Source organism: Hymenobacter miniatus, assembly GCF_016427455.1.
GTDB lineage: Bacteria > Bacteroidota > Bacteroidia > Cytophagales > Hymenobacteraceae > Hymenobacter > Hymenobacter armeniacus.
Genome location: NZ_JAELXR010000005.1, coordinates 343284 through 361474, shown reverse-complemented (window position 1 = coordinate 361474; position 18191 = coordinate 343284). Strand labels below are relative to the sequence as shown.

Genomic DNA, 18191 nt, shown 5'->3' with positions numbered 1-18191 from the left:
GTATTTTCCCCGAGCCCACCGAAGGGCACCTGCGTGGAGCAGGCCCCCGGCGTCGGAGCCGGTCGGGGAGCACTGGGCTAGCCGAAACGCTACCCGGCGGCCGCTTGGGGGGCAGGGATGACAGCCCCTGGCCCCCGGCGCCGCCACCCGTTTGCCATTTCCCCCTTCCTCACCCCCGCACGTTCCCGAGAATGTTGCCACCCCCGTATTGCCCCTCCAAAGCCCGCGTGGCCCTGTCCGAGTACATCGAGCAGCGCGGCGCCCAGCTGCCCAAAACCTGGCGCACCCGCACGCTCAAGGCCCGCACCCTCGCCGACGGCACCGTGGTGCCGGCGCGCGTCGAGCACTACGCCGTGCGCGGCAGCATCCTCTCCGACGGGGCCGAAAAGACGGCCTGGGCCCTGATTCGCCTCGCCCTGAAAGCGGTGGGGGAGGTGCGCCAGGTGCCGCTGCTTCGCCTCGAGGCCGACGCCGAGGCCGACCCCACCCCGCCGCCGGTGGCCACCAACAGCGAGGCCCTGTGCCGCACGAGCGTGCGCGGCAAGCGCGTGGCCGGGCGCACGGTGCGCAACCACCTGGCCGAGATGCAGCGCGCCGGCATCGTGACCCGGGTGCAGTTCCGCGGCCGCCAGCGCGACTACCACGTGTGGATAAGCCCGCAATTCCTGTGGGAAGCCGGTGCAAAACCGGCCCAGCCGGCCGAAAAAGCGCCTTTTCAATGCGCCGGAAAATTGGCGCTTCAGCCGCCAACCGGCACAAACTTTCCGCCTAAAGGAGTTCATGAACCCATTCAAGCTACTGAAATAGAAACCGGCCAGGTGGATAAATGCGCTGCGCAACGGGGCCAGACGCCGCCGGTAAGCACTCAGGCTACACCGTCAGGCTACACGGGGCAGCCGGCCCGCCCGGTGGAGGCCGCGCAAGCGACGAAACAGGGCACTGGGCGCGCGAATAACAACGTCGGGCCTTCCGAGCCCAAAAAGGCGCCTGCGGCCCCGGACGGGCCCAAAACGGTGGTCGCCAAACGCCAGCGGGACATGGTATTAGAATTCTGGTGGGCCGCCCAACGCGAATTATATGCCCCGATAAACCAAACGTTTACCGAGGAGCAGGGGCGCCTGGCCTGCAACGCCATCTACTTCGGGGTGTACGGCGGCTTCCCGACCGACTGGCCCCTGCACCAGCAGGAACGCTACCACGAGCAGGCCCTTGAGCGCCTGGGCCTAGCCGCCGGCTACTTCGCCCGCAACCCCCACAAGTACCCGCCCCTGCCCTACGCCGAGCACGTGGCCGGCAAGGGCTACTTCGACGCCGCCAACCAGAAGGGCTTTGCCGGTACCATGGCCTGGTACGCCACCCACCTGGCCCACCGCGGCCAGCGCGCCCTGGCCGACGCGCTGCGCCGGGCCCGCCGCGAGCTGCGCCAGCACGCGCTGGGCACGGCCCCCAAGCGGGCCCAGGCCAAAACCACCCTCGAGCTCTACCGCTACCACGAAGAGAAGCTGCGCCGGCTGGGCCTGCCGGCCCTCGAGCGCTTCTACCAGCACTTTGCCCGGCCCGCCACGGCCTAACCATTCCCGCCTGCCCCACACTCATTTCCTTTTCCCATGTCTACGCCGCTTACCGCCAGCTGGCAGCGCCAGCAACCCCACACCAAAGCCCTGGTGTACTTCATCTCCGGCCCGGGCCAGGCCGGGCGCACCTTCTTCGCCCGCGAGCTCTACTTCAACCGCCCCGTGGCCAACCCCCGCCAGTACGGCATCGAAGGCCTCAAGCGCATGATTGACAAGTGGGGGCCGCAGCTCGTGGCCAGCGCCGTCATCATCGACCTGGAGCGCGACGAGGAGATTCACAAGTTTCTCTCGCAGAAGGGGTGGGTGGCGTGAGGCTGCCCCACCTCGACCAGGTCGTGGAGCTGCACCGCGGGGAAGCGCGGGCGCTGGCCGCCGCCGTGCTCGAAGCCGGGCAGCGCCACGCCGCGCCGCCCCCGGCCGCGCTGGTGCTGGCCTGGGCGCCGCTCGAGCGCCTGCGCCGGCGCCTGTGCCGGGTGGCCCTCGCCGAGGAAACCCACGTGGGCCTGCCCCCGCGCCGGCCGCGCCGGTTTCGCTTGCCGCACGATGAACTGATTGCCCTGATGCTGTACGTGGTGCCCGTGGCCACCACGGCCCGGGTGCCGCTGGGCAAGGTGCAGCAAAAGTCCCTCAACCTGGCGCACCTGATGCGCTTCACCTGAGCGCCCTGGTTCCACGCCCTTGCCGCCTGCCGCCCGCTGCTGCCCCGTACTTTGAACCGGGTCACCAGCATTCTAAGTTTGAGACGATTCCATTTCTATCCGCGCCTCCTTGGACCACATCGACATTCCCGTTCGGCCCCACCTCGTTAAGTTTCTGCAGTATCACTTGGGAGAGCGCTACTTCTTGTCGGTCAGCGACCCCTACGGCATCCTGCTGTTCCAGCTGCTGCGCCGGCCGGTGCACGATGCCCGGCGCGACGACGTGCTCGAGGAGTACAAGGGCGTGTTCACCCTGCACCTGGGCGCGTACGCCGGCAAGCACGGGCTCAAGGAGCTGACCGGCAAAACGGTGTACGAGTTCAACAACTTCGCCCACGAGATGATGCGCGCCGATTTGCACAGCTTCGTCGACCTGGCCACCGACCACGGCCAGATTGAAAAGTATGCCGTGGAGCAGTTCATGGCTAAGTACGACTTTGAGGAGCAGGACATCAAGTACGACACGCTGCTCAAGTCCTGGCGGCGCTTCGCGGCCGACCGCAAAGCCAAAAAGAAGCGGGCCCCGCACCTGACGCCCACCCGCCAGCTGAAGGACCTGAAAAAAGCGCTGTTGGCCACGCCGCCCCCGATTCCGGTGACCGCCCGGCCCGCCGCCTGAGGCCCCAATCGTTTGTCCATTTTCGCCTAGCGTTTGTCCAGAATTTTTTACCGTTTGTCCATTGGCCCAAACCACCCCACTTTCGACCGGCGCCAGCACTGCCCAGGTGCTCGACCTGCACCAGGCGCCCCTCACCCAGGTGGTGGGCTACACCCAGGTGTACTACCACTGGGCTGATGGGCTGCGGCCCTTCGCCGTGGCCGGCGGCCGCGTGGTGGGCAACCTGGAGTCGCGGCCCGGCTTCGCCTGGCAGCTGCTGCCGCTCACGGCCCACACCATCAAGTTCACGGAGTCGCCCAAGGAGTCGCGCCACGGCAGCCTCTACCAGGCCAAGCTCCAGGCCGAGCGGCCGCAGCCCGCGCCCAACGTGCTCGACGGCGTGGCCGCGCTGGAGCGTCGGCCGGTGGTGCTGCTCGTGCGCCAGGCCGACGGCCAGCTGCGCGTGGTGGGCAGTCCCGAGGAGCCGTTGCGCCTGCTCACCGGCAGCCAGGGCCAGCACCCGGGCACCCGGGCCGGGCTCGACGTGACGCTGAGCGGGCTCACCACCGGCCTGGCGCCGTTCTACGCGGGGGCGCTGCCGGTGGACGGCCAGGACGCCGGCGCCGTGGTGCCGACCGGCAACATCCGCGTGCTGGATGGCCAGGGCCGGCTGCTGCAGGTGGTGCCGCTGGGGTACGACCTGATTATCGAAGGGCCGTTCCGGACGGACGTGCGGCTGCAGCGGGCCTGATGGTTGCCCACTGGCGTCCTTTTGAAGGGTTGGGGGGCCGTTCACCTTTGCGGCCATGGCAGCTTCTAATACCCCGGTTCCCACGCAAGCCGCGCTCATCCCCACCGTCGAGACCTGGCTGGCGGACGTCAACCAGCGCTTTGCCGACAACAAGTTTGGCCAGACCACGGAGCTGGATTTTCGGGAGGTGTTCGCCGGCGCCGCCCAGGTGTTTGCCAACTGGCCCCACCTGAGCGTGAAGCGGGTGAAGGGGGCGACCTACCCGGTGCCCTACACCGACAACCTGGGCCTGGTGCCCGAGAACTACCGCATCCTGGGCATGCAGGCCGTGGCCGTGAACGGCGTGGACTCGGCCACGGGCCAGGCCGGCGTGACGGCGCCGCCGGTGTACTTCACGCTGCTCAAGAACGGCCAGGGCCCAGTGGCGGCGCTCGTCGACACCGAGCCCACCACCACGACCACCGTGAAAGCGGCCTGGGTGCAAACCAGCGGCACCGACGACGAAAAGACCCTGAGCTACCCGGTGCTGCCCTTGGAGGATGCGGCCCTCGATGCCGGCGACGTGTACCAGTACACGTTCGTGGACCTGGTGCCGCCGGTTACGCGCCTGGTGGAGGTGCGCAATGACCTCAACCAGTTTCAGAACCCGCTGCCCACCGGGCTGGACTCGGACCCCTACTACAAACCGTTTGCGCCGCTCACCGCCTCCACGGGCTACGACGACACGCAGTTGCGGCAGTTGATTGGGCAGCAGCAGCCGCGCGTGCTCAGCGTCGCCGAAGCGCGGGCGCTGGACCCCAACGACGTGCAGCCGATTCGCTACCGCATCCTGCGGGGCGTGCTGGGCGACGTGGAAACCTACGGCCTGCCCACCGACCAGGCCACCAACCTCCCCGGCGCATTCGCGCGGGAGGTGCAGTGGCAGGACCCCGCCGACGGCCTCTGGACGCGCAAAAACTACAGCCTGGACACCAACACGATAAGCGACTCGGACATCGAAGCGGTGCAGGCGGGACTCACCAGCGCCTCGGATGCCGTGAATATGTTGTTCACCGGCAAGGTGGAGGTGTGGAAGGCCGGCCCGGTCTACGCCAACCGGGTGTACCTGCTCATCGGCGGCATCGGCACCGGCCTCTACCAGCCCAAGAACGACATCGGCAGCAGCAGCAGCGTGAGCCTGACGTTTTACAACCGGCTGGCTGATTTCCGCTACTTGCCCGGGCAGGACGTGCTGTTGGCCGCTGCGCTGAAGGCCAACAACCTGAGCGACCTGCCCAGCCCCGCCGCGGCCATTGCCAACCTGGGCCTGCCCGCGTGGCTCAACACCCAACTGAACGCGTTCGGCGTGGTGTCGCTGGTGAACGAAACCCTGCTGCCGGCCAGCAGCGGCAGCAACCCGAACCTGCGCGGCGTGGCGCTCGCGCTGAACACGGCCTACTTCGTGACCGCCGCCGCCGCCGCCGCGGAAAGCAACGTGCTGCGCCTGCTGCCGCCCAGCGACAGCAGTTTCTTCGTGGGCCAGCCCATCCGCCTGCGCCTGGCCAGCAACGCCGCCCCCACCACGCTCTACCTGGGCCCGGGCACTTCCCGCCCGCTCGACTGGCAGCCGGGCGAGTCGGTGGTGCTCTCGTGGACCTACCCCGACACCTACACGCTGGATTCTGCCGGTTCGGGCATTTCCTGGCGCCTGGTAACCCGCAGCGCCGGCGGCGGGGGAACCACCACCGCCCCGGCCAGCACCACCTACCTCGTGCTGGAAAGCGCGGACCCCGCCCGCGTGGGCAAAGTGCCGGTGGTAGCCAGCTTCCAAATCACGGCCGAAATCCTCGACGCCAACGTGAGCGGCCTGACGTACCAGCTCGACACCAACACCCGCACCAGCCGCGTGTACGGCGCGCCGGACCAGACGCGGGCCCAAATCAACGCCCAACTGGCCGCCCTGACGCCGACCCAGATAAGCGAAGGCACCAACCTCTACTGGAAGCACCTGCCCACCATCGCGGCCAACCCCTCCACCGCCATCATCGCCCTTACCTAGATGAACATTCAGTTTCCCCCCATGGCCAGCCGCACGGCCTTCCCCTCCGCCGCCGTGAGCCTGCCGCCCACCGTGGTGCTCACCGAGCAGGACCCGGCCATCCGCTACGGCGGCCCGGGCACCTGGAACTCGGAGTTCTTCAGCGCCTACTACGATGGTCAGGGCAAGTACAACCAGACGCAAGGCGCCTGGTACGAAATCACCGTGCCCGCCGGCTACACCCGCGTGGTGTTTGCCGGCATCGACATCACGTCGGGCGCCACCTACGCCGTGACGCTCAACGGCAACCCCTTCACCACCGGCGTGCAGTACAGCGCGGGCAGCGGGCAGATGGTGTACGCCGAACTCCCCGGGCTGACCGGCGGCGACGTCGTGCGCCTGACCAGCACCGACGCCAACCCCTCCCACGCCCTGTTCGCCGACCGCATCACCTTCACCACCACCTAAGCCGCCATGCTCACGCGTACCCCCCGCCAGTTCCTTTCCCTGCCCGTGGCCGACAAAGCCGGCACCAACGGGCTGATTAAACAAACCGCCGTCGTGCGCCGCATCGTGCTGGAATGGGACCCCGACACCGCCGAACTCTCAGTGGTGCAAACCAACCGCCTGCTGCTGCAAGCAAACGACAACGGCCAGCCCGGCGTGCACCTGGCCACCGTGCAAGTGCCCGACGTGCTGCTGCACGGCGACAACAACAGCGCCGTCGACCCCACGACGGGCGAAGTGTGGCTCAACCGCGACAACGTGGGCCTGCCCACCGAGGAGCCCCTGGCCGCGTGGCTGGCCCGCGTGGAGGCCGACCCGCGCCAGATGGAGCTGCAGGGCGACTGGCTGGAAAAGTTGCTGCATAAGCCCGGCACGAGCATCGCCGACATTTCGCTGGGCCAGCTGGCCGCCGCCAATCAACCGCCTTACAACAAGTTCAGCCAGTAGTGCGCAACACCTTCGCCACCTACCTGCGCGGGGCCGTGCTGCTGGCTTTGGCCGCGGCCTACGTGGTGGCCTGCCAGCCCTGGCCCTTGGCCTGAACACGAAGCCCCGCCCTCCCCGGCGGGGCTTTTTCGTGTCCTTTTTATGGGTTTCGCACACCGGCAGCTTTGTAGCCACTTCGATTGGCTGCTATGCGCGTGAACCCCATCCTTACTGCTATTCTACAAGGCCATTTCTTCATGGAAGAAACGGCAGCGCAGAACTATTTGCCCATGGTAGCCCAGCTGCTCACCGGGCAGTTCAAGGCCTCGGACTGGCAGGTGGAACTAGGAGTGGAGCCTACGGGCGCATTTTATGCCTATACCCCTCACGCCGCTGCACTTAGGGTGATGCCCTACGCCAATCTCAACGAGATTCCGGCCAACTCGGTGGCGGTGCACACGATTTCGGGCGTGATGATGGAAGAAGACTCGTGCTTCAGCCTTGGCACGCGCTCCATCGGCCGTGCCATCCAGCAGGCTGACGCCCACGAGAACATCGTGGCCCACGTGGGCCGCTTCAACACGCCGGGCGGCTCGACCAGTGGGCTGGAAAACTTCGCCGGCATCATCGCGGGCACCCAAAAGCCATTTGTCGGCTACGCCCAAATGGCCTGCTCGGCGGGCTACTGGAGCATCAGCGGCGCCGACCGCGTAGTGGCCAGCGGCCGAACGGCCATGATTGGCAGCATCGGCACGATGATTAGCCTGGCCGACTTCAGCGAGTACTACGCCAAGATGGGCATCAAAACCCATGACATCCGGGCCACGGCGTCCACCAACAAAAACGAGGCCTTCTACCAGGCCCAGCAGGGCAAGTACGACGCCATCCGCCAGCAGTTGCTCGACCCCCTTAATGAGGCCTTCATGAGTACCGTGCGGGCCAACCGCGAAGGCAAGCTCAACGCCAAGCAGGAAAAAGAAATCCTCAGCGGCCTGGTCTACATCGGCCAGGCCACCATCGACATGGGCCTGGCCGACGAGCTGGGCACCTTCGACGATGCCGTGCGCATCGCCCTGGAGTTGGCTGAAGAAGCCGACGACACCCCCATCGATTCACCATCAACTTCTAATACCATGTTCGGAAAGAACAAATTTTCGGCCGTCGCCGCTCTGGCCGGCCTACAGGGCACGGCCGTGACGGCTGCCTTGGTATCGGCCGCCAACGACGAATTGGAGGAAAAAGAAATCACCGGCGCGGCCCTCATTGCCAAGGCCGACTTCGATGCGCTGACGGCAAAGGCTGACCGGGTGGACGCCGCTGAGGCTGCTGCGAAGGGCTACACCGATGCCCTGGCCGCCGCCGGCGTCAAAGACATCGCCGAGCTGGTAGCCCAGCGCGATGAGGCGCGCGAGCAGGCCAAGGAGTTCGGCGAGCAGCCGGGCGAACTGCCCACTACGGCCAGCAAGGAAGGCTCCGACATCACCGACGAGGGCGGCGATGACAAGGGCTGGGAGGCCATCCACAACCGCATGCTGGGCGAAATCTAAACGCCCTATCCCTGAATTCAACCTGATTTTTTCATTTTAAGCCGACTTCGATGTCCTTACAAATTGCCGACGTAGTTACCCAGTTCGGGTCGTACTACATGAACAACGGCCAGAACCTGAGCCGTCTGTACAAGCTGCTGCGCGCGGCCACCAGCACCGAGGCGCTGTTCACGCCCATCAACACCGACGACACGCTCTGGCGCGCGGCCAAGACGCTCTTCAGCCGCGTGGTGCAGCCCTTCCAGAAGGCCTTCACCCCGCTGGCCAACGTGCAGTTCGTGCCCGTGGCCATCCAGCAGTTCAAGATGAAGGTGGACGCCCAGGAGTACCCCGACGAGCTCGAGGCCACGTGGGCCGGCTTCCTCGACGGCCCGGAAATTGACCGCAAGGCCTGGCCCTTTGTGCGCTGGTACTGCGAAGAATATCTCATCCCGCAAATCAAGCAGGACATCGAGATGAACGAGATTTTCCAGGGCGTGTTTGCGGCTCCGACCGCCGGCACTCCCGGCGCCGCCGGCACGTCGCTCAACGGCCTGAAAAAGACCATCAACGACCACATCACGGCCGGCCGCATCACGCCCATCACCACGGGCGCGTTCGATACGACCGCCCCGGACACGGTGGTGGAGCAGATGGAGGCCTTCGCCGACGGCATCCACAAGGACTACTGGAGCATCCCGATGATGCTCGGCTGCTCGGAGGGCATCGCCCGGGCCTTCCTCCGCGGCCAGGAGCGCAAGTACGGCAAGAACACCGGCGGCGGGGCCCTGGGCCTGACCATCAACAACACCAACATCACGCTGGCGCCGGCGCCCTCGCACCGCAACACGCAGAAGATTTGGTGCACGCCCAAGGGCAACGCCATCCAGCTGCGCAAGAAGATGGCCAACCAGACGGCCATCCAGGTGGAGAGCGTCGACCGCTTGCTGAAGTTCTTCACGGACTTCTGGATGGGCATCGGCTTCATCATCCCCGAAATCGTCTTCACCAACGACGTCGAGCTGTCTTAGTAGCCACTTCCATCGAATAGCCGGCCGGCTCCCCTGCAGGGAGCCGGCCACGTTTCGGATTTCCCACTTCGTAGTTAATTATTCCGCCCCATGGCACAAGAAAAAGAACTCACGCTCGAGCAGGCTCTGGCCCGCATCCAGGAGCAGGACCTCCACATCGAGCAGCTGGAGGCCGACGCGGCTGAGGCCACGCAGCTCATCAGCGAGCTCAACGAGCAGCTGGAAAACGCCAAAACCGGCCAGGAGCTGAGCGAGACCGTGGTGGTGAGCCACACGGCCGAGGACGGCAGCAAGGAGCAATACAAGGTGCTCAGCCCCAAGTTCCAGCACAAAGGCCAGGCCTATGAGGCCAAGGACCTGAAGACCAACGCCGACTTGGTGAAGGCCTTGGTGGATGGCAAGTCGGGCATCCTGCAGAAGCTGCAGAAGCCGGCCGCCAAAGCCAAGAAAGACGCGTCGAAGTAGCCCGCCGGCTGCTTCCGCAATGGTTTCACATTTTTAGAAGGAGAACAGCACCATGGCTGATTTGACTGACCTGCCGGGCCCTTCGGGCGCAGATAACCAGCCCGGCTTGAAAAGCACCATTTACCTCGCCCCCGAGGACTGGTTTGCCCAGATTAAGGGCGTGAAGGGCACCAACGCCGTGGGCGACTCGGTGACCGTCGACGGCTCGCACACCTTCAAACCCGGCAAGGGCTTCATCAAGGCCTACGGCACGCTCGACTCGGGCATGCTGAAGCTCGACCCGGTGGGCGAGCGCGACGGCCGCGGCAAGAAGGCCACGTTTGAGTTTTTCAACCCCGGCAACACCAAGGCCGCGGCCGAGTTCGACCGGACGGTGAAGAACCTGACGTGCATCGTGCTGCTGCAAACCGCCGACGGCGTGGTGCAGCAGGTGGGCACCGCCGGCCTGGGCTGCGAGGTGCTGGGCAGCTACGACTCGGGCAAGCTCTCGGGTGGCCGCCGCGGCTACACGTTCAAGGGCGAGAGCTACCAGAACGGCAACCTCTTCTACGAGGGCGACATCGTGCTCAAGGACGGCAGCTCGATTGCGGCGCTGACGGGTATCATCACGCCGGCCAATCCCTAAGCGATGCTGCGCCCGGAAGTAGCCGCCCTGTTTGCGCTCACGAGCCACGTCACCCAGCTGCACGTGCTGCGGCTGAACCGCGACGTGGACCTGACGCAAATCAGCGTGGCCGAGGCCGAGGAGCTGCTGGCGTTGCCCGGCGGCTTCGAGTGGCTGAAGCGCAAGGAAGTGCCCGCAAACGAGGCGGGGCCCGTGGCTGACACCACGGGCCCCGCGAGGGCAAAGAAAAAAACGAGAGCACGAGGAGGCGTGTGACGGGAAAGGGGACTCTCGGATTTTTCGCCGCCGGCCGCAAGGTCGGCGGTTTTTTTTGTCCTTTTCGGTAGTGAAGATACGCGCAAAGTTTGCAGCGTGAAGCAGATAGAGGAATGGTTGGAGAGCGAGCAGGACTATGCCGAGGGCGTGGCCCTCTACGACGTGCACGGCCGCAGCCGGGTGGTGCGGCAGCTGCTGGCCAGCGGTGAAACCGATTTCACCCGGGCACGCCTGGTGCGGGAACTGCAGGCCCTGGTGAGCACGGTCTTATGTGACGGTTATGTGATTTCCGTGCCCGAAAAGCCGGCGCAAATAGGCAAGAAGGCCGATTCCTTATGTGACGGTCATGTGATAACGGCGCCGGTGCCCGTCGACCCGCAGCGCCGCGACTGGTTTGCGGAGCGCAACCACCTGCACGCCCAGCTGGGCGTGGTGGCCACCGACGAGGAGCGGCGCGTGATGGCCCTGCGCATCCTGGCCCTGAGCGACCTCATCCAGCAGAGCTACGCCGCCGACAAGGCGGATAAGCCGGACGCCCAACCCGGCCACAAGTGGGCCACGCTCACCGACGTGGGCGAAATCCGTCGCTTGCTGGCCAACCTGCGGCCCCAACGCAGCAAACTGAAAAAACGGCCCGACCGGGCCGCTGACCTGGCCTCGATTGAGGCCGATATCCATGTACTAGAAACGAAGCTGAAGCCATGAGTGAAGTTGATTTGACGCCGTTGGAATGGCATAACGCGAAGCGCCAGGTGCGTGAGCTGGTGCCCTACGAATACAACCCCCGCATCCTCGAGGAGGCCGGCCGGGCCCGCCTGCTGGCCAGCATCCAGAAGTTCAACCTGGCCGAGGTGCCGGCCGTGAACCTCGACAACGTGGTGCTGGCCGGCCACCAGCGCCTGCGCATCCTGCTCGACCTGGGCCGCGGCGACGAGCTCATCGACGTGCGCATGCCCAACCGCCTGCTCACCGAGCTGGAGGTGAAGGAATACAACGTCACGTCGAACGTCGGCGCCGGCGTCTGGGACTACCAGAGCCTGCTCGACAACTTCGCCGACATCGACCTGGGCGCGCTTGGCGACGCCACGCTGCTCGGAGGCCTCGAAGCGCTGAAGCTCGACCTCCTGAACGCGCTGCCGGCCGAGGAGCCGGAAGTGGACCTCACGCCGCCGGTGGAACCCATCTCGGTGCTGGGCGACGTGTACGAGTTCGAGAGCGAAGGCCTGGCGCTGGTGCACCGCTTGGTGTGCGGCTCGTCGACCGAAGCCGACGTCGTCGAGCGCGCCCTGGGCCCGGGCGTGCTCATCGACCTGGTGAACACCGACCCGCCCTACAACGTGGCCTACGAGGGCAAAACCAAGGACGCGCTGCGCATCGAGAACGACAACATGGGCGCCGCGGACTTCCGGGCCTTCCTGTACGACTTCTACACCAACTGCTTCGCGTTCATGCGCCCGGGGGCGCCCATCTACGTGTTCCACGCCGACAGTGAGGGCGCCAACTTCCGCCTGGCCCTGCAGGAGGCGGGGCTGAAGCTGAGCCAGTGCCTCATCTGGGTGAAGCAGGCCTTTGTGATGGGCCGCCAGGACTTCCACTGGCAGCACGAGCCCATTTTGTATGGCTGGAAGGAGGGGGCGGCCCACACCTGGTGCTCCGACCGCAAGCAGACGACGGTGCTCAACTTCGACCGGCCCAGCCGCAACGCCGAGCACCCGACAATGAAGCCCACCGAGATACTGCAGTACCTCGTCGAGTGCTCCAGCAAGCCCGGGGCCATCGTGTTCGACGGCTTCAGCGGCTCGGGCTCGCTGCTGGTGACTTGTGAGATGACCGGGCGCCAGGCCCGGGTGGTGGAGCTCGACCCGCGCTACGTGGACGTGAACGTGCGCCGCTGGGTGAAGTTCATGCGCGAAAACGGCCGGCGCTTCACGGTGTCGAGAAACGGGGTAGAACTGAGCGATGGAGAACTTAGCGCCTACTAACCCGAACTACGCGCCCAGCACCGAAACGGCGCTGGACCGCATCAAGGCCTCCTACCTCAACGAAGGGGCCGAGGCCAAGCTCACGGCCGACGAAAAGCGGCGCAAAGAGGAGCTGGAGGGCGCCCATGGGCTGCTGGTGAACTACCACTCGCTGGAGCAGGCCGTGCCGCTGCTCATGGGCCGCTACAGCATCTCGAAGGCCACGGCTTACCGGCGGTGCACCGAGGCCATGCGCCTGTTTGGCGACGTGACGCGCTCCTACAAGGACGGCATCCGCCACATCCTCTACGAGTATGCCATGAAGGTCTTTCAGCTGGCTGCCGGGCGCAAAAACGAGTTCAAGCAGCCCGACCCCGACCTGAAGGCCATGAACGCGGCCATCAAGAACATGGCCATGCTCAAAGGCCTGGACAAGGAGGATTCGAGCGCGCTGACGCCCGAAGTGCTCGGCGACCGGCACTTCTACCTCACCATCCACATGGGGGGCACTGGAGAGACGAAAAACATTGATTTGGGCAATCTGAATAAGATAGAGCCCGAAACCTACGCCAAGGTGGTGGAGGCCGTGGAAGCCAGCGATTTGAGCCTGGAGGGGATGGAAAAGCTGCTCGGCGAGGCCCGGGAGCATGACGAGGAGGAAGAGGACCATGACGACCCCAGCACCTAGCGTCAAGCCGCTGAAGTTCAACCGGCCGCAGCTGCGGTTCATCATTTCGAAGCTGGCCAGCGCGGTGAGCCTCTGGAGCCGGGCCACCGGCAAGAGCACGCTCATCGCTTGGCTGATTCACCTCATCGTGACCAAAATGCCCCGCAGCTGCTGGGGCATCGTGGGCTCGACCTACGGCCAGATTCTGACCCGGACGCTGCCCTCGACGATTGACGCCCTGGAGCGGCTCGGCTACTTCAAGGACGTGCACTACTTCATCGGCCGCAAGCCACCGCCCTCCTGGCGGTGGCCCGAGCCGTTTCAGCGCCCGGTGAAGTACGACCACTTCATCATTTTCTACACCGGCGCCGGCTTTCACCTCATCAGCCAGGACGGCAACGGCAGTAGTTCGCGCGGCCTGAACCTGGACGGCTACATCGGCGACGAGGCCCTGCTGCTCGACCGCGAGAAGCTCGGCACCGACGTGATTGCCTCCAACCGGGGCAACAAGGACGTGTGGAAGGGCTGCGACCTGCACCACGGCAAGTTCCTCTTCTCGTCCATGCCCTGGGGCGACACGGGCAAGTGGCTGCTCGACGACTCGGCCTACTACGACCGCGACGGCAAGCCGTTTTCGGCCACCCGCGACGCGATGATTAAGCTGCAGCTGGAGTTCGTCGATTCGCGGTCGATGAAGACGCGCATGGCCCTCTACGAGGAGATTCTGGCGCTTTCGGCCCAACTTACCTTCTACGTCAACCCCAAAAAGCTCAAACACAACAATAAAGAAGTCCCTCGAGGGTTGCTCTACTCGGAGGCCAACATTTTCGACAACCTGGTCAACCTCGGCATCCCCTACCTGGAGGAGCAGCGCCGCGAGTTGTCGGACTTCGTGTTTTTGATTGAAATCCTCAACCAGCGACCCAAATCGGTGGAGGCGGGCTTCTACCCGCGCCTGGCGGCCCACCACGCCGAGGAGTGCCCCAACACGGCCTACATCGCCGGCCTGGACTTCAACCTGGGCAAGCTCAAGGCCAACGATTCGCGCATGGACGGCGACTGCCGCACCGAGCTACCCATTCGGGGCGCGGTCGACTGGGGCTCGAAAATCAGCACCTTGACCACGGCCCAAATCCACTCCGACGTGCGCCAGTACCGCTTCCTGAAGGGTAGCTACGTGAAACACCCGAAGCTGATTAACGACCTGGCCGACCTGTACTGCAAGTACTACGAGTACCACATCCGCAAGGAATTTCACTTCATTGAGGACACCGAATGGGGCAATGCCCGCAAGCCCGATGCCGACCTGACCTACAACCAGCAGTTCGCCGAGCGCCTGAAGAGCCACGGCTGGAAGGTGCGCCACTTCAATCAGGGGCGCGTGCCCAGCTACGCCCACCGCTACCACCTGGCTCACGAGCTGCTTGGGGAGGAGGATGAGCGCCAGCTGATGATTCGCTTCAACAAGGTCAACTGCAAGGACGTGCTCACGGCCATGAGCCTAGCGCCCATCAAGCAGGATAGTAGGGGCGAGATTGCCAAGGACAAGAGCAGCGAGAAGAAGGTCACGGTACCAGGTCAGGAGGCCACCCACTTCACCGATACGGTCGACCTGCACTTCCTGAGCATCGACAAGCACGTGGCCCGGGCCACGCCCCATGCAGCTGGGCTCATCATCGTCAGTGCGTAGGTCCACTGGCCGACATTGATGTCGGACACATGCTGCGATGGCAATTGCCACGCAACTACCACCTTTTATAAGTTAAAAGGCCGTTTCTAGCCCGGAAACGGCCTTTTTGTGTCATATATCCTATTTGTCGGCATCGGCAATTGCCAAAATCATAACAGTGCACGTCGGGGTGTTCTGTGACTAAATGAGACAAAACCGTTCCGAAAATCGCCAAAAACGGCCCGCGCGGTACCGCCAGGCGGTTTGGCTGTGAGAATGGCCATTTTCGGGTCAAGCACCGCCGGTTTGGCTGTCCTTTTTTCGGGCGCTGCAGGCGGGGAAGTTTGCCCTCGATGATAGCGAATAGTGTGCGGCTGACGGAGGTGCTCCGGCAGATGGAAGAGGGGAAGGAACGCTTCAGTATTCGGTTTGTGCGGGCTGACAAGAACCGCCAAACCGGAGGGCAAGTGGAGGTCTGGCACAATTGCCAGCTCTCGCGCCGGCGGCGCGACGTGGGCCAGCGGCCTGCGCCGGTGCCGCCGGGTGACTCCCCGAGCCGGCTGCCCAGCCACTACCAGAACGCCACGCGCAACATCGTGCAAGGCGCAAGTACCCAGGTGCGGAAAATCCACATCTGGCTCTTGCTGGAGTTCAACGGGCAGACAGTGGTGTTGGGATGAAAAAGAACCGAGTAGTAGTAAATACCGATGCGACGCTGGCGTACTCGGAAGGGAGTGGTACGGTCTTTCGGCTGAACATGAGCGCGGCTTCAGCGGCCGCGTTGCGCGGCTCGGGCAAGGGTGCCGCCGCGAAGGAGGAGGAGCCCACCAGCCCCTCGAAAAAGCCGGATTCGGGCGGTGAAGTCATTCCCTGGGGCGAGGACAACCTCTTTCCGCAGGCCGTTATCAAAGACATCGAGCGCAACACGGTGCTGCCGAGCGTGCTGGAGCGCAAAACCAGCATGATGTACGGCGGGGGCATCGTCTACGGCATCGTGACGGGCGTCAACAAGGACGGCTCCAAGATTTTCGAGGCCCAGCAAATCGACGAAATCGACGAGTTTCTGGAGGGCAGCAACGTGGCCCGCTACGCTTTCGAGGCGCTGCACGACGTGAACACGTTTTCCAACGCGTTTCCGGAACTGATTGTGTCGAAAAACCGGCAGAAGATTGTCGGCCTCTCGACCCAAGAGGCGCCCTGGACGCGCTACCTCAAGCCCAAAAAGGGCGGGCTGCCCACGCACGTGGTCATCAACGCCAACTGGGACAACGGCGGCACGGCCACCGACGAGTACGCGGTGCAGGTGCCCATCCTCGACCCCTACTATGATGCCGTGGGCGCGTTGAAAGCCCGCACCGATGGCTTCAAGTTCATTTACCCGTTGAGCATCCCCAGCCCCGACAAGGCGCTGTACCAGTTGGCCAGCTGGAACTCGGTGCGCCGCTCGGGCTGGCTGGAGGTGGCCGCTGCGATTCCGGAGTTCAAGAAGTCGCTGTTCAAGAACCAGTTGTCAGTAAAGTACCTGGTGTCGATTCACTCGGCCTACTGGGAGTGGAAGTACGGCGACTGGGAAGGCCTGGCGCAGGAGGAGAAAATCCAGCTCATCAACGACGAGCTCACGGCCTTCGACAACGTGATGAGCGGCACCAACGGCGCCGGCAAAACGGTGATGACCACCACCATCCTCGACAAGCGCACCAACACCGAGGTGGAGGCCTTCAAGATTACGGCCATCGACGACAAGCTCAAGGACGGCCTCTACATCGAGGACTCGGCCGAGGCCAGCTCGCACATCTACACGGCCGTGGGCGTGGCCCCGAGCCTGATGGGCGTGAGCCCGGGCAAGGGCATGGGCGACGGCGCCGGCGGCGGCTCCGAGCCGCGGGTGCTCTTCAACAACTTCGTGAGCACTGCCCAATTCCACCTGGATTTGGTACTGGAGCCCCTGAACCTGATAGCCCGCTACAACAACTGGACCGTGGGCGGCAAGCGCGTCCGGTTCCGCTTCCTCAACCCCTTCGTCATGCAGCCGGACGCCAAAAGCGCGCCCGGGGCCGACGCTCAGCAACAATCGAAATGAGCTTCATCCGCACCATCGAGCAATTCTGCGCGCACGTTCGGGTGAACGTGAGCGGCACCGATCTGGAGAACCTGGCGCCCGACCTGCGCCTGGTCGAAACCACGCACCTGCGCCCGCTGCTGGGCCCGGCCCTCTACAACGAGCTCCAGGCGCTGAGCGACGTCGTCGTCGAGCAGCTGCTCGACCCCGCCAGCACCGACGTGCGCGCCGAGCTGCTGCGCCTGGTGCAGGGCGCGGTGGCCAACTTGGGCATCGTCGAATACACGCCGCTGCTGCAGGTGCAAATCAGCGACAGCGGCATCCGCCTGGCGGTGGATAAAACCGCCTTTCAGTGGCAAATCAACGACCTGAAGGCCAGCTTCCGGCGCAAGGGCTTCAACGCCCTGGAGGAAGTGCTGGAGTATTTGGACAAGAACATCGACGAGCCGGCGCTGGCGGCCTGGGGAACGTCGGCGGCCGCGGTGGTCAGCCACCAGTACTTCCTGGCCACGGCCCGGCAGTTCTCGGAGCACTACGCCATCAAGGACTCGCGGCTCACTTACCTGGCCCTGCTGCCCACGCTCCGGAAGGTGGAGCGCTTCGAGCTGGCGCCGGTGCTGGGCCCGGCACTCTACGCTGAGCTCAAGGAGCAGCTGAAGGACCGCGACCTCACGGAGGATAACCGGGAATTGCTGGAGCAGTACCTGCGCCCGGCCCTGGCCCACCTGGTGGTGGCCAAAGCCCTGAACAGCGACCTCGGCCTGGCTTTCAACGGCGACGCGGTAGAGCTCAACATGTACCGCCCCGACGATGCCAACGGCAAAGAGGCCGACGCCAGCTTCGCCCAGCTGCTCACGATGAAGGCCCAGGGCGCGCTCGCCGACGGCCACGTGTACCTCACGCAGCTGCGCCACTTCCTCAACACCACGGCCTCGCCCACGCGCTTCATTTCCTACTACAACTCGGCCGCCTACACCGCGCCCACCGCGGCCCGGCCGAAGGTGGAAAACTCGGTGGAGAAGCCCTCTTTCCGCTTTTTCTAAATGGATTGGGACCTGACTTTACGCATTCTGCTGGCGCTGTTTGGCGCGGCCAGCTGCGCTGCGGCCTGGTACAACATCTGGACCGCCAAGGGCAATCAGAAGCAGGCCAGCGAATCCAGAAAGCTAGAGGAGGCCCACGCCATGGGCGTGGCCAACAAGCAGAGCATTGAGAACCTGGAGTCGCGCATGGATGGGCACGAAGCCCGCACCGAAAAACGCCTCGACCAAATCGGCTCCGACGTGGCGGCCGTGAAAAACCTCTTCACCGATTTTCTCATCGAAAACCTGCGCACGCTCACCCGGACGCGCACCTAAGCCT

General features: G+C 64.7%; 21 protein-coding genes. All 21 read left to right on the top strand.

Annotated elements, in window-relative coordinates:
* Positions 1–191: 191 nt before the first annotated feature.
* The 21 genes from JAO73_RS10570 (at position 192) to JAO73_RS10470 (ending at position 18187) form a co-directional block, all read left to right on the top strand.
* Positions 192–1571 carry a hypothetical protein gene (locus tag JAO73_RS10570; RefSeq protein ID WP_198977013.1) on the top strand — a complete coding sequence of 460 codons (1380 nt, stop codon included), beginning with the start codon at positions 192–194 and terminating at the stop codon, positions 1569–1571.
* Positions 1572–1607: 36 nt separating this feature from the next.
* A complete protein-coding gene (locus JAO73_RS10565; RefSeq protein ID WP_198977012.1) occupies positions 1608–1886 on the top strand; it encodes a hypothetical protein in 279 nt (92 codons plus the stop codon).
* On the top strand, positions 1883–2233 hold the full coding sequence (locus JAO73_RS10560) for a hypothetical protein (protein ID WP_198977011.1): 351 nt from the start codon (positions 1883–1885) through the stop codon (positions 2231–2233). The genes JAO73_RS10565 and JAO73_RS10560 overlap by 4 nt, the downstream gene beginning before the upstream one ends.
* A gap of 109 nt (positions 2234–2342) precedes the next feature.
* On the top strand, positions 2343–2891 hold the full coding sequence (locus JAO73_RS10555; protein WP_198977010.1) for a hypothetical protein: 549 nt from the start codon (positions 2343–2345) through the stop codon (positions 2889–2891).
* A gap of 61 nt (positions 2892–2952) precedes the next feature.
* Positions 2953–3621 (top strand): hypothetical protein, encoded by a 669-nt coding sequence (locus JAO73_RS10550; RefSeq protein WP_198977009.1) that lies wholly within the window; start codon positions 2953–2955, stop codon positions 3619–3621.
* A 55-nt stretch (positions 3622–3676) separates the two neighbouring features.
* Positions 3677–5659: a hypothetical protein gene (locus tag JAO73_RS10545; RefSeq protein WP_198977008.1), complete on the top strand. Its 1983-nt coding sequence runs from the start codon at positions 3677–3679 to the stop codon at positions 5657–5659.
* Positions 5660–6106 (top strand): hypothetical protein, encoded by a 447-nt coding sequence (locus JAO73_RS10540; RefSeq protein ID WP_198977007.1) that lies wholly within the window; start codon positions 5660–5662, stop codon positions 6104–6106. It abuts the gene before it with no gap.
* 6 nt (positions 6107–6112) lie between these two features.
* Complete coding sequence (locus JAO73_RS10535; RefSeq protein ID WP_198977006.1) at positions 6113–6592, top strand: hypothetical protein; 480 nt, start codon at positions 6113–6115, stop codon at positions 6590–6592.
* Between the two features lie 236 nt (positions 6593–6828).
* Positions 6829–8118, top strand: coding sequence for a S49 family peptidase (locus JAO73_RS10530; protein ID WP_198977005.1), 1290 nt, complete (start codon positions 6829–6831; stop codon positions 8116–8118).
* Between the two features lie 50 nt (positions 8119–8168).
* Positions 8169–9128, top strand: a complete 960-nt coding sequence (locus JAO73_RS10525) for a hypothetical protein (RefSeq protein WP_198977004.1) — start codon at positions 8169–8171, stop codon at positions 9126–9128.
* Between the two features lie 90 nt (positions 9129–9218).
* Positions 9219–9593 carry a hypothetical protein gene (locus JAO73_RS10520; RefSeq protein ID WP_198977003.1) on the top strand — a complete coding sequence of 125 codons (375 nt, stop codon included), beginning with the start codon at positions 9219–9221 and terminating at the stop codon, positions 9591–9593.
* Positions 9594–9645: 52 nt separating this feature from the next.
* Positions 9646–10218, top strand: coding sequence for a hypothetical protein (locus JAO73_RS10515; RefSeq protein WP_198977002.1), 573 nt, complete (start codon positions 9646–9648; stop codon positions 10216–10218).
* A gap of 3 nt (positions 10219–10221) precedes the next feature.
* Positions 10222–10473 carry a hypothetical protein gene (locus JAO73_RS10510; RefSeq protein ID WP_198977001.1) on the top strand — a complete coding sequence of 84 codons (252 nt, stop codon included), beginning with the start codon at positions 10222–10224 and terminating at the stop codon, positions 10471–10473.
* Positions 10474–10569: 96 nt separating this feature from the next.
* Positions 10570–11178 (top strand): hypothetical protein, encoded by a 609-nt coding sequence (locus JAO73_RS10505; protein ID WP_198977000.1) that lies wholly within the window; start codon positions 10570–10572, stop codon positions 11176–11178.
* Positions 11175–12455, top strand: coding sequence for a DNA modification methylase (locus JAO73_RS10500; RefSeq protein ID WP_198976999.1), 1281 nt, complete (start codon positions 11175–11177; stop codon positions 12453–12455). Before JAO73_RS10505 ends, JAO73_RS10500 begins: the two co-directional genes overlap by 4 nt.
* Positions 12433–13122 carry a hypothetical protein gene (locus JAO73_RS10495; protein ID WP_198976998.1) on the top strand — a complete coding sequence of 230 codons (690 nt, stop codon included), beginning with the start codon at positions 12433–12435 and terminating at the stop codon, positions 13120–13122. The genes JAO73_RS10500 and JAO73_RS10495 overlap by 23 nt, the downstream gene beginning before the upstream one ends.
* Positions 13103–14791, top strand: a complete 1689-nt coding sequence (locus JAO73_RS10490) for a hypothetical protein (protein WP_198976997.1) — start codon at positions 13103–13105, stop codon at positions 14789–14791. Before JAO73_RS10495 ends, JAO73_RS10490 begins: the two co-directional genes overlap by 20 nt.
* A 332-nt stretch (positions 14792–15123) precedes the next feature.
* Positions 15124–15450 (top strand): hypothetical protein, encoded by a 327-nt coding sequence (locus JAO73_RS10485; RefSeq protein WP_198976996.1) that lies wholly within the window; start codon positions 15124–15126, stop codon positions 15448–15450.
* A gap of 77 nt (positions 15451–15527) precedes the next feature.
* Positions 15528–16850: a hypothetical protein gene (locus JAO73_RS10480; protein ID WP_198976995.1), complete on the top strand. Its 1323-nt coding sequence runs from the start codon at positions 15528–15530 to the stop codon at positions 16848–16850.
* Positions 16847–17872 carry a DUF6712 family protein gene (locus JAO73_RS10475; protein WP_198976994.1) on the top strand — a complete coding sequence of 342 codons (1026 nt, stop codon included), beginning with the start codon at positions 16847–16849 and terminating at the stop codon, positions 17870–17872. Before JAO73_RS10480 ends, JAO73_RS10475 begins: the two co-directional genes overlap by 4 nt.
* Positions 17873–18187: a hypothetical protein gene (locus JAO73_RS10470; RefSeq protein ID WP_198976993.1), complete on the top strand. Its 315-nt coding sequence runs from the start codon at positions 17873–17875 to the stop codon at positions 18185–18187.
* The last annotated feature ends 4 nt before the right edge of the window (positions 18188–18191 follow it).

Coding starts and splice junctions, on each gene's coding strand:
- JAO73_RS10545 (WP_198977008.1), top strand. CDS start 3,677: ATGGCAGCTTCTAATACCCCGGTTCCCACGCAAGCCGCGCTCATCCCC.
- JAO73_RS10485 (WP_198976996.1), top strand. CDS start 15,124: ATGATAGCGAATAGTGTGCGGCTGACGGAGGTGCTCCGGCAGATGGAA.
- JAO73_RS10490 (WP_198976997.1), top strand. CDS start 13,103: ATGACGACCCCAGCACCTAGCGTCAAGCCGCTGAAGTTCAACCGGCCG.
- JAO73_RS10520 (WP_198977003.1), top strand. CDS start 9,219: ATGGCACAAGAAAAAGAACTCACGCTCGAGCAGGCTCTGGCCCGCATC.
- JAO73_RS10480 (WP_198976995.1), top strand. CDS start 15,528: ATGAGCGCGGCTTCAGCGGCCGCGTTGCGCGGCTCGGGCAAGGGTGCC.
- JAO73_RS10475 (WP_198976994.1), top strand. CDS start 16,847: ATGAGCTTCATCCGCACCATCGAGCAATTCTGCGCGCACGTTCGGGTG.
- JAO73_RS10540 (WP_198977007.1), top strand. CDS start 5,660: ATGAACATTCAGTTTCCCCCCATGGCCAGCCGCACGGCCTTCCCCTCC.
- JAO73_RS10510 (WP_198977001.1), top strand. CDS start 10,222: ATGCTGCGCCCGGAAGTAGCCGCCCTGTTTGCGCTCACGAGCCACGTC.
- JAO73_RS10495 (WP_198976998.1), top strand. CDS start 12,433: ATGGAGAACTTAGCGCCTACTAACCCGAACTACGCGCCCAGCACCGAA.
- JAO73_RS10500 (WP_198976999.1), top strand. CDS start 11,175: ATGAGTGAAGTTGATTTGACGCCGTTGGAATGGCATAACGCGAAGCGC.
- JAO73_RS10570 (WP_198977013.1), top strand. CDS start 192: ATGTTGCCACCCCCGTATTGCCCCTCCAAAGCCCGCGTGGCCCTGTCC.
- JAO73_RS10565 (WP_198977012.1), top strand. CDS start 1,608: ATGTCTACGCCGCTTACCGCCAGCTGGCAGCGCCAGCAACCCCACACC.
- JAO73_RS10470 (WP_198976993.1), top strand. CDS start 17,873: ATGGATTGGGACCTGACTTTACGCATTCTGCTGGCGCTGTTTGGCGCG.
- JAO73_RS10530 (WP_198977005.1), top strand. CDS start 6,829: ATGGAAGAAACGGCAGCGCAGAACTATTTGCCCATGGTAGCCCAGCTG.
- JAO73_RS10535 (WP_198977006.1), top strand. CDS start 6,113: ATGCTCACGCGTACCCCCCGCCAGTTCCTTTCCCTGCCCGTGGCCGAC.
- JAO73_RS10515 (WP_198977002.1), top strand. CDS start 9,646: ATGGCTGATTTGACTGACCTGCCGGGCCCTTCGGGCGCAGATAACCAG.
- JAO73_RS10525 (WP_198977004.1), top strand. CDS start 8,169: ATGTCCTTACAAATTGCCGACGTAGTTACCCAGTTCGGGTCGTACTAC.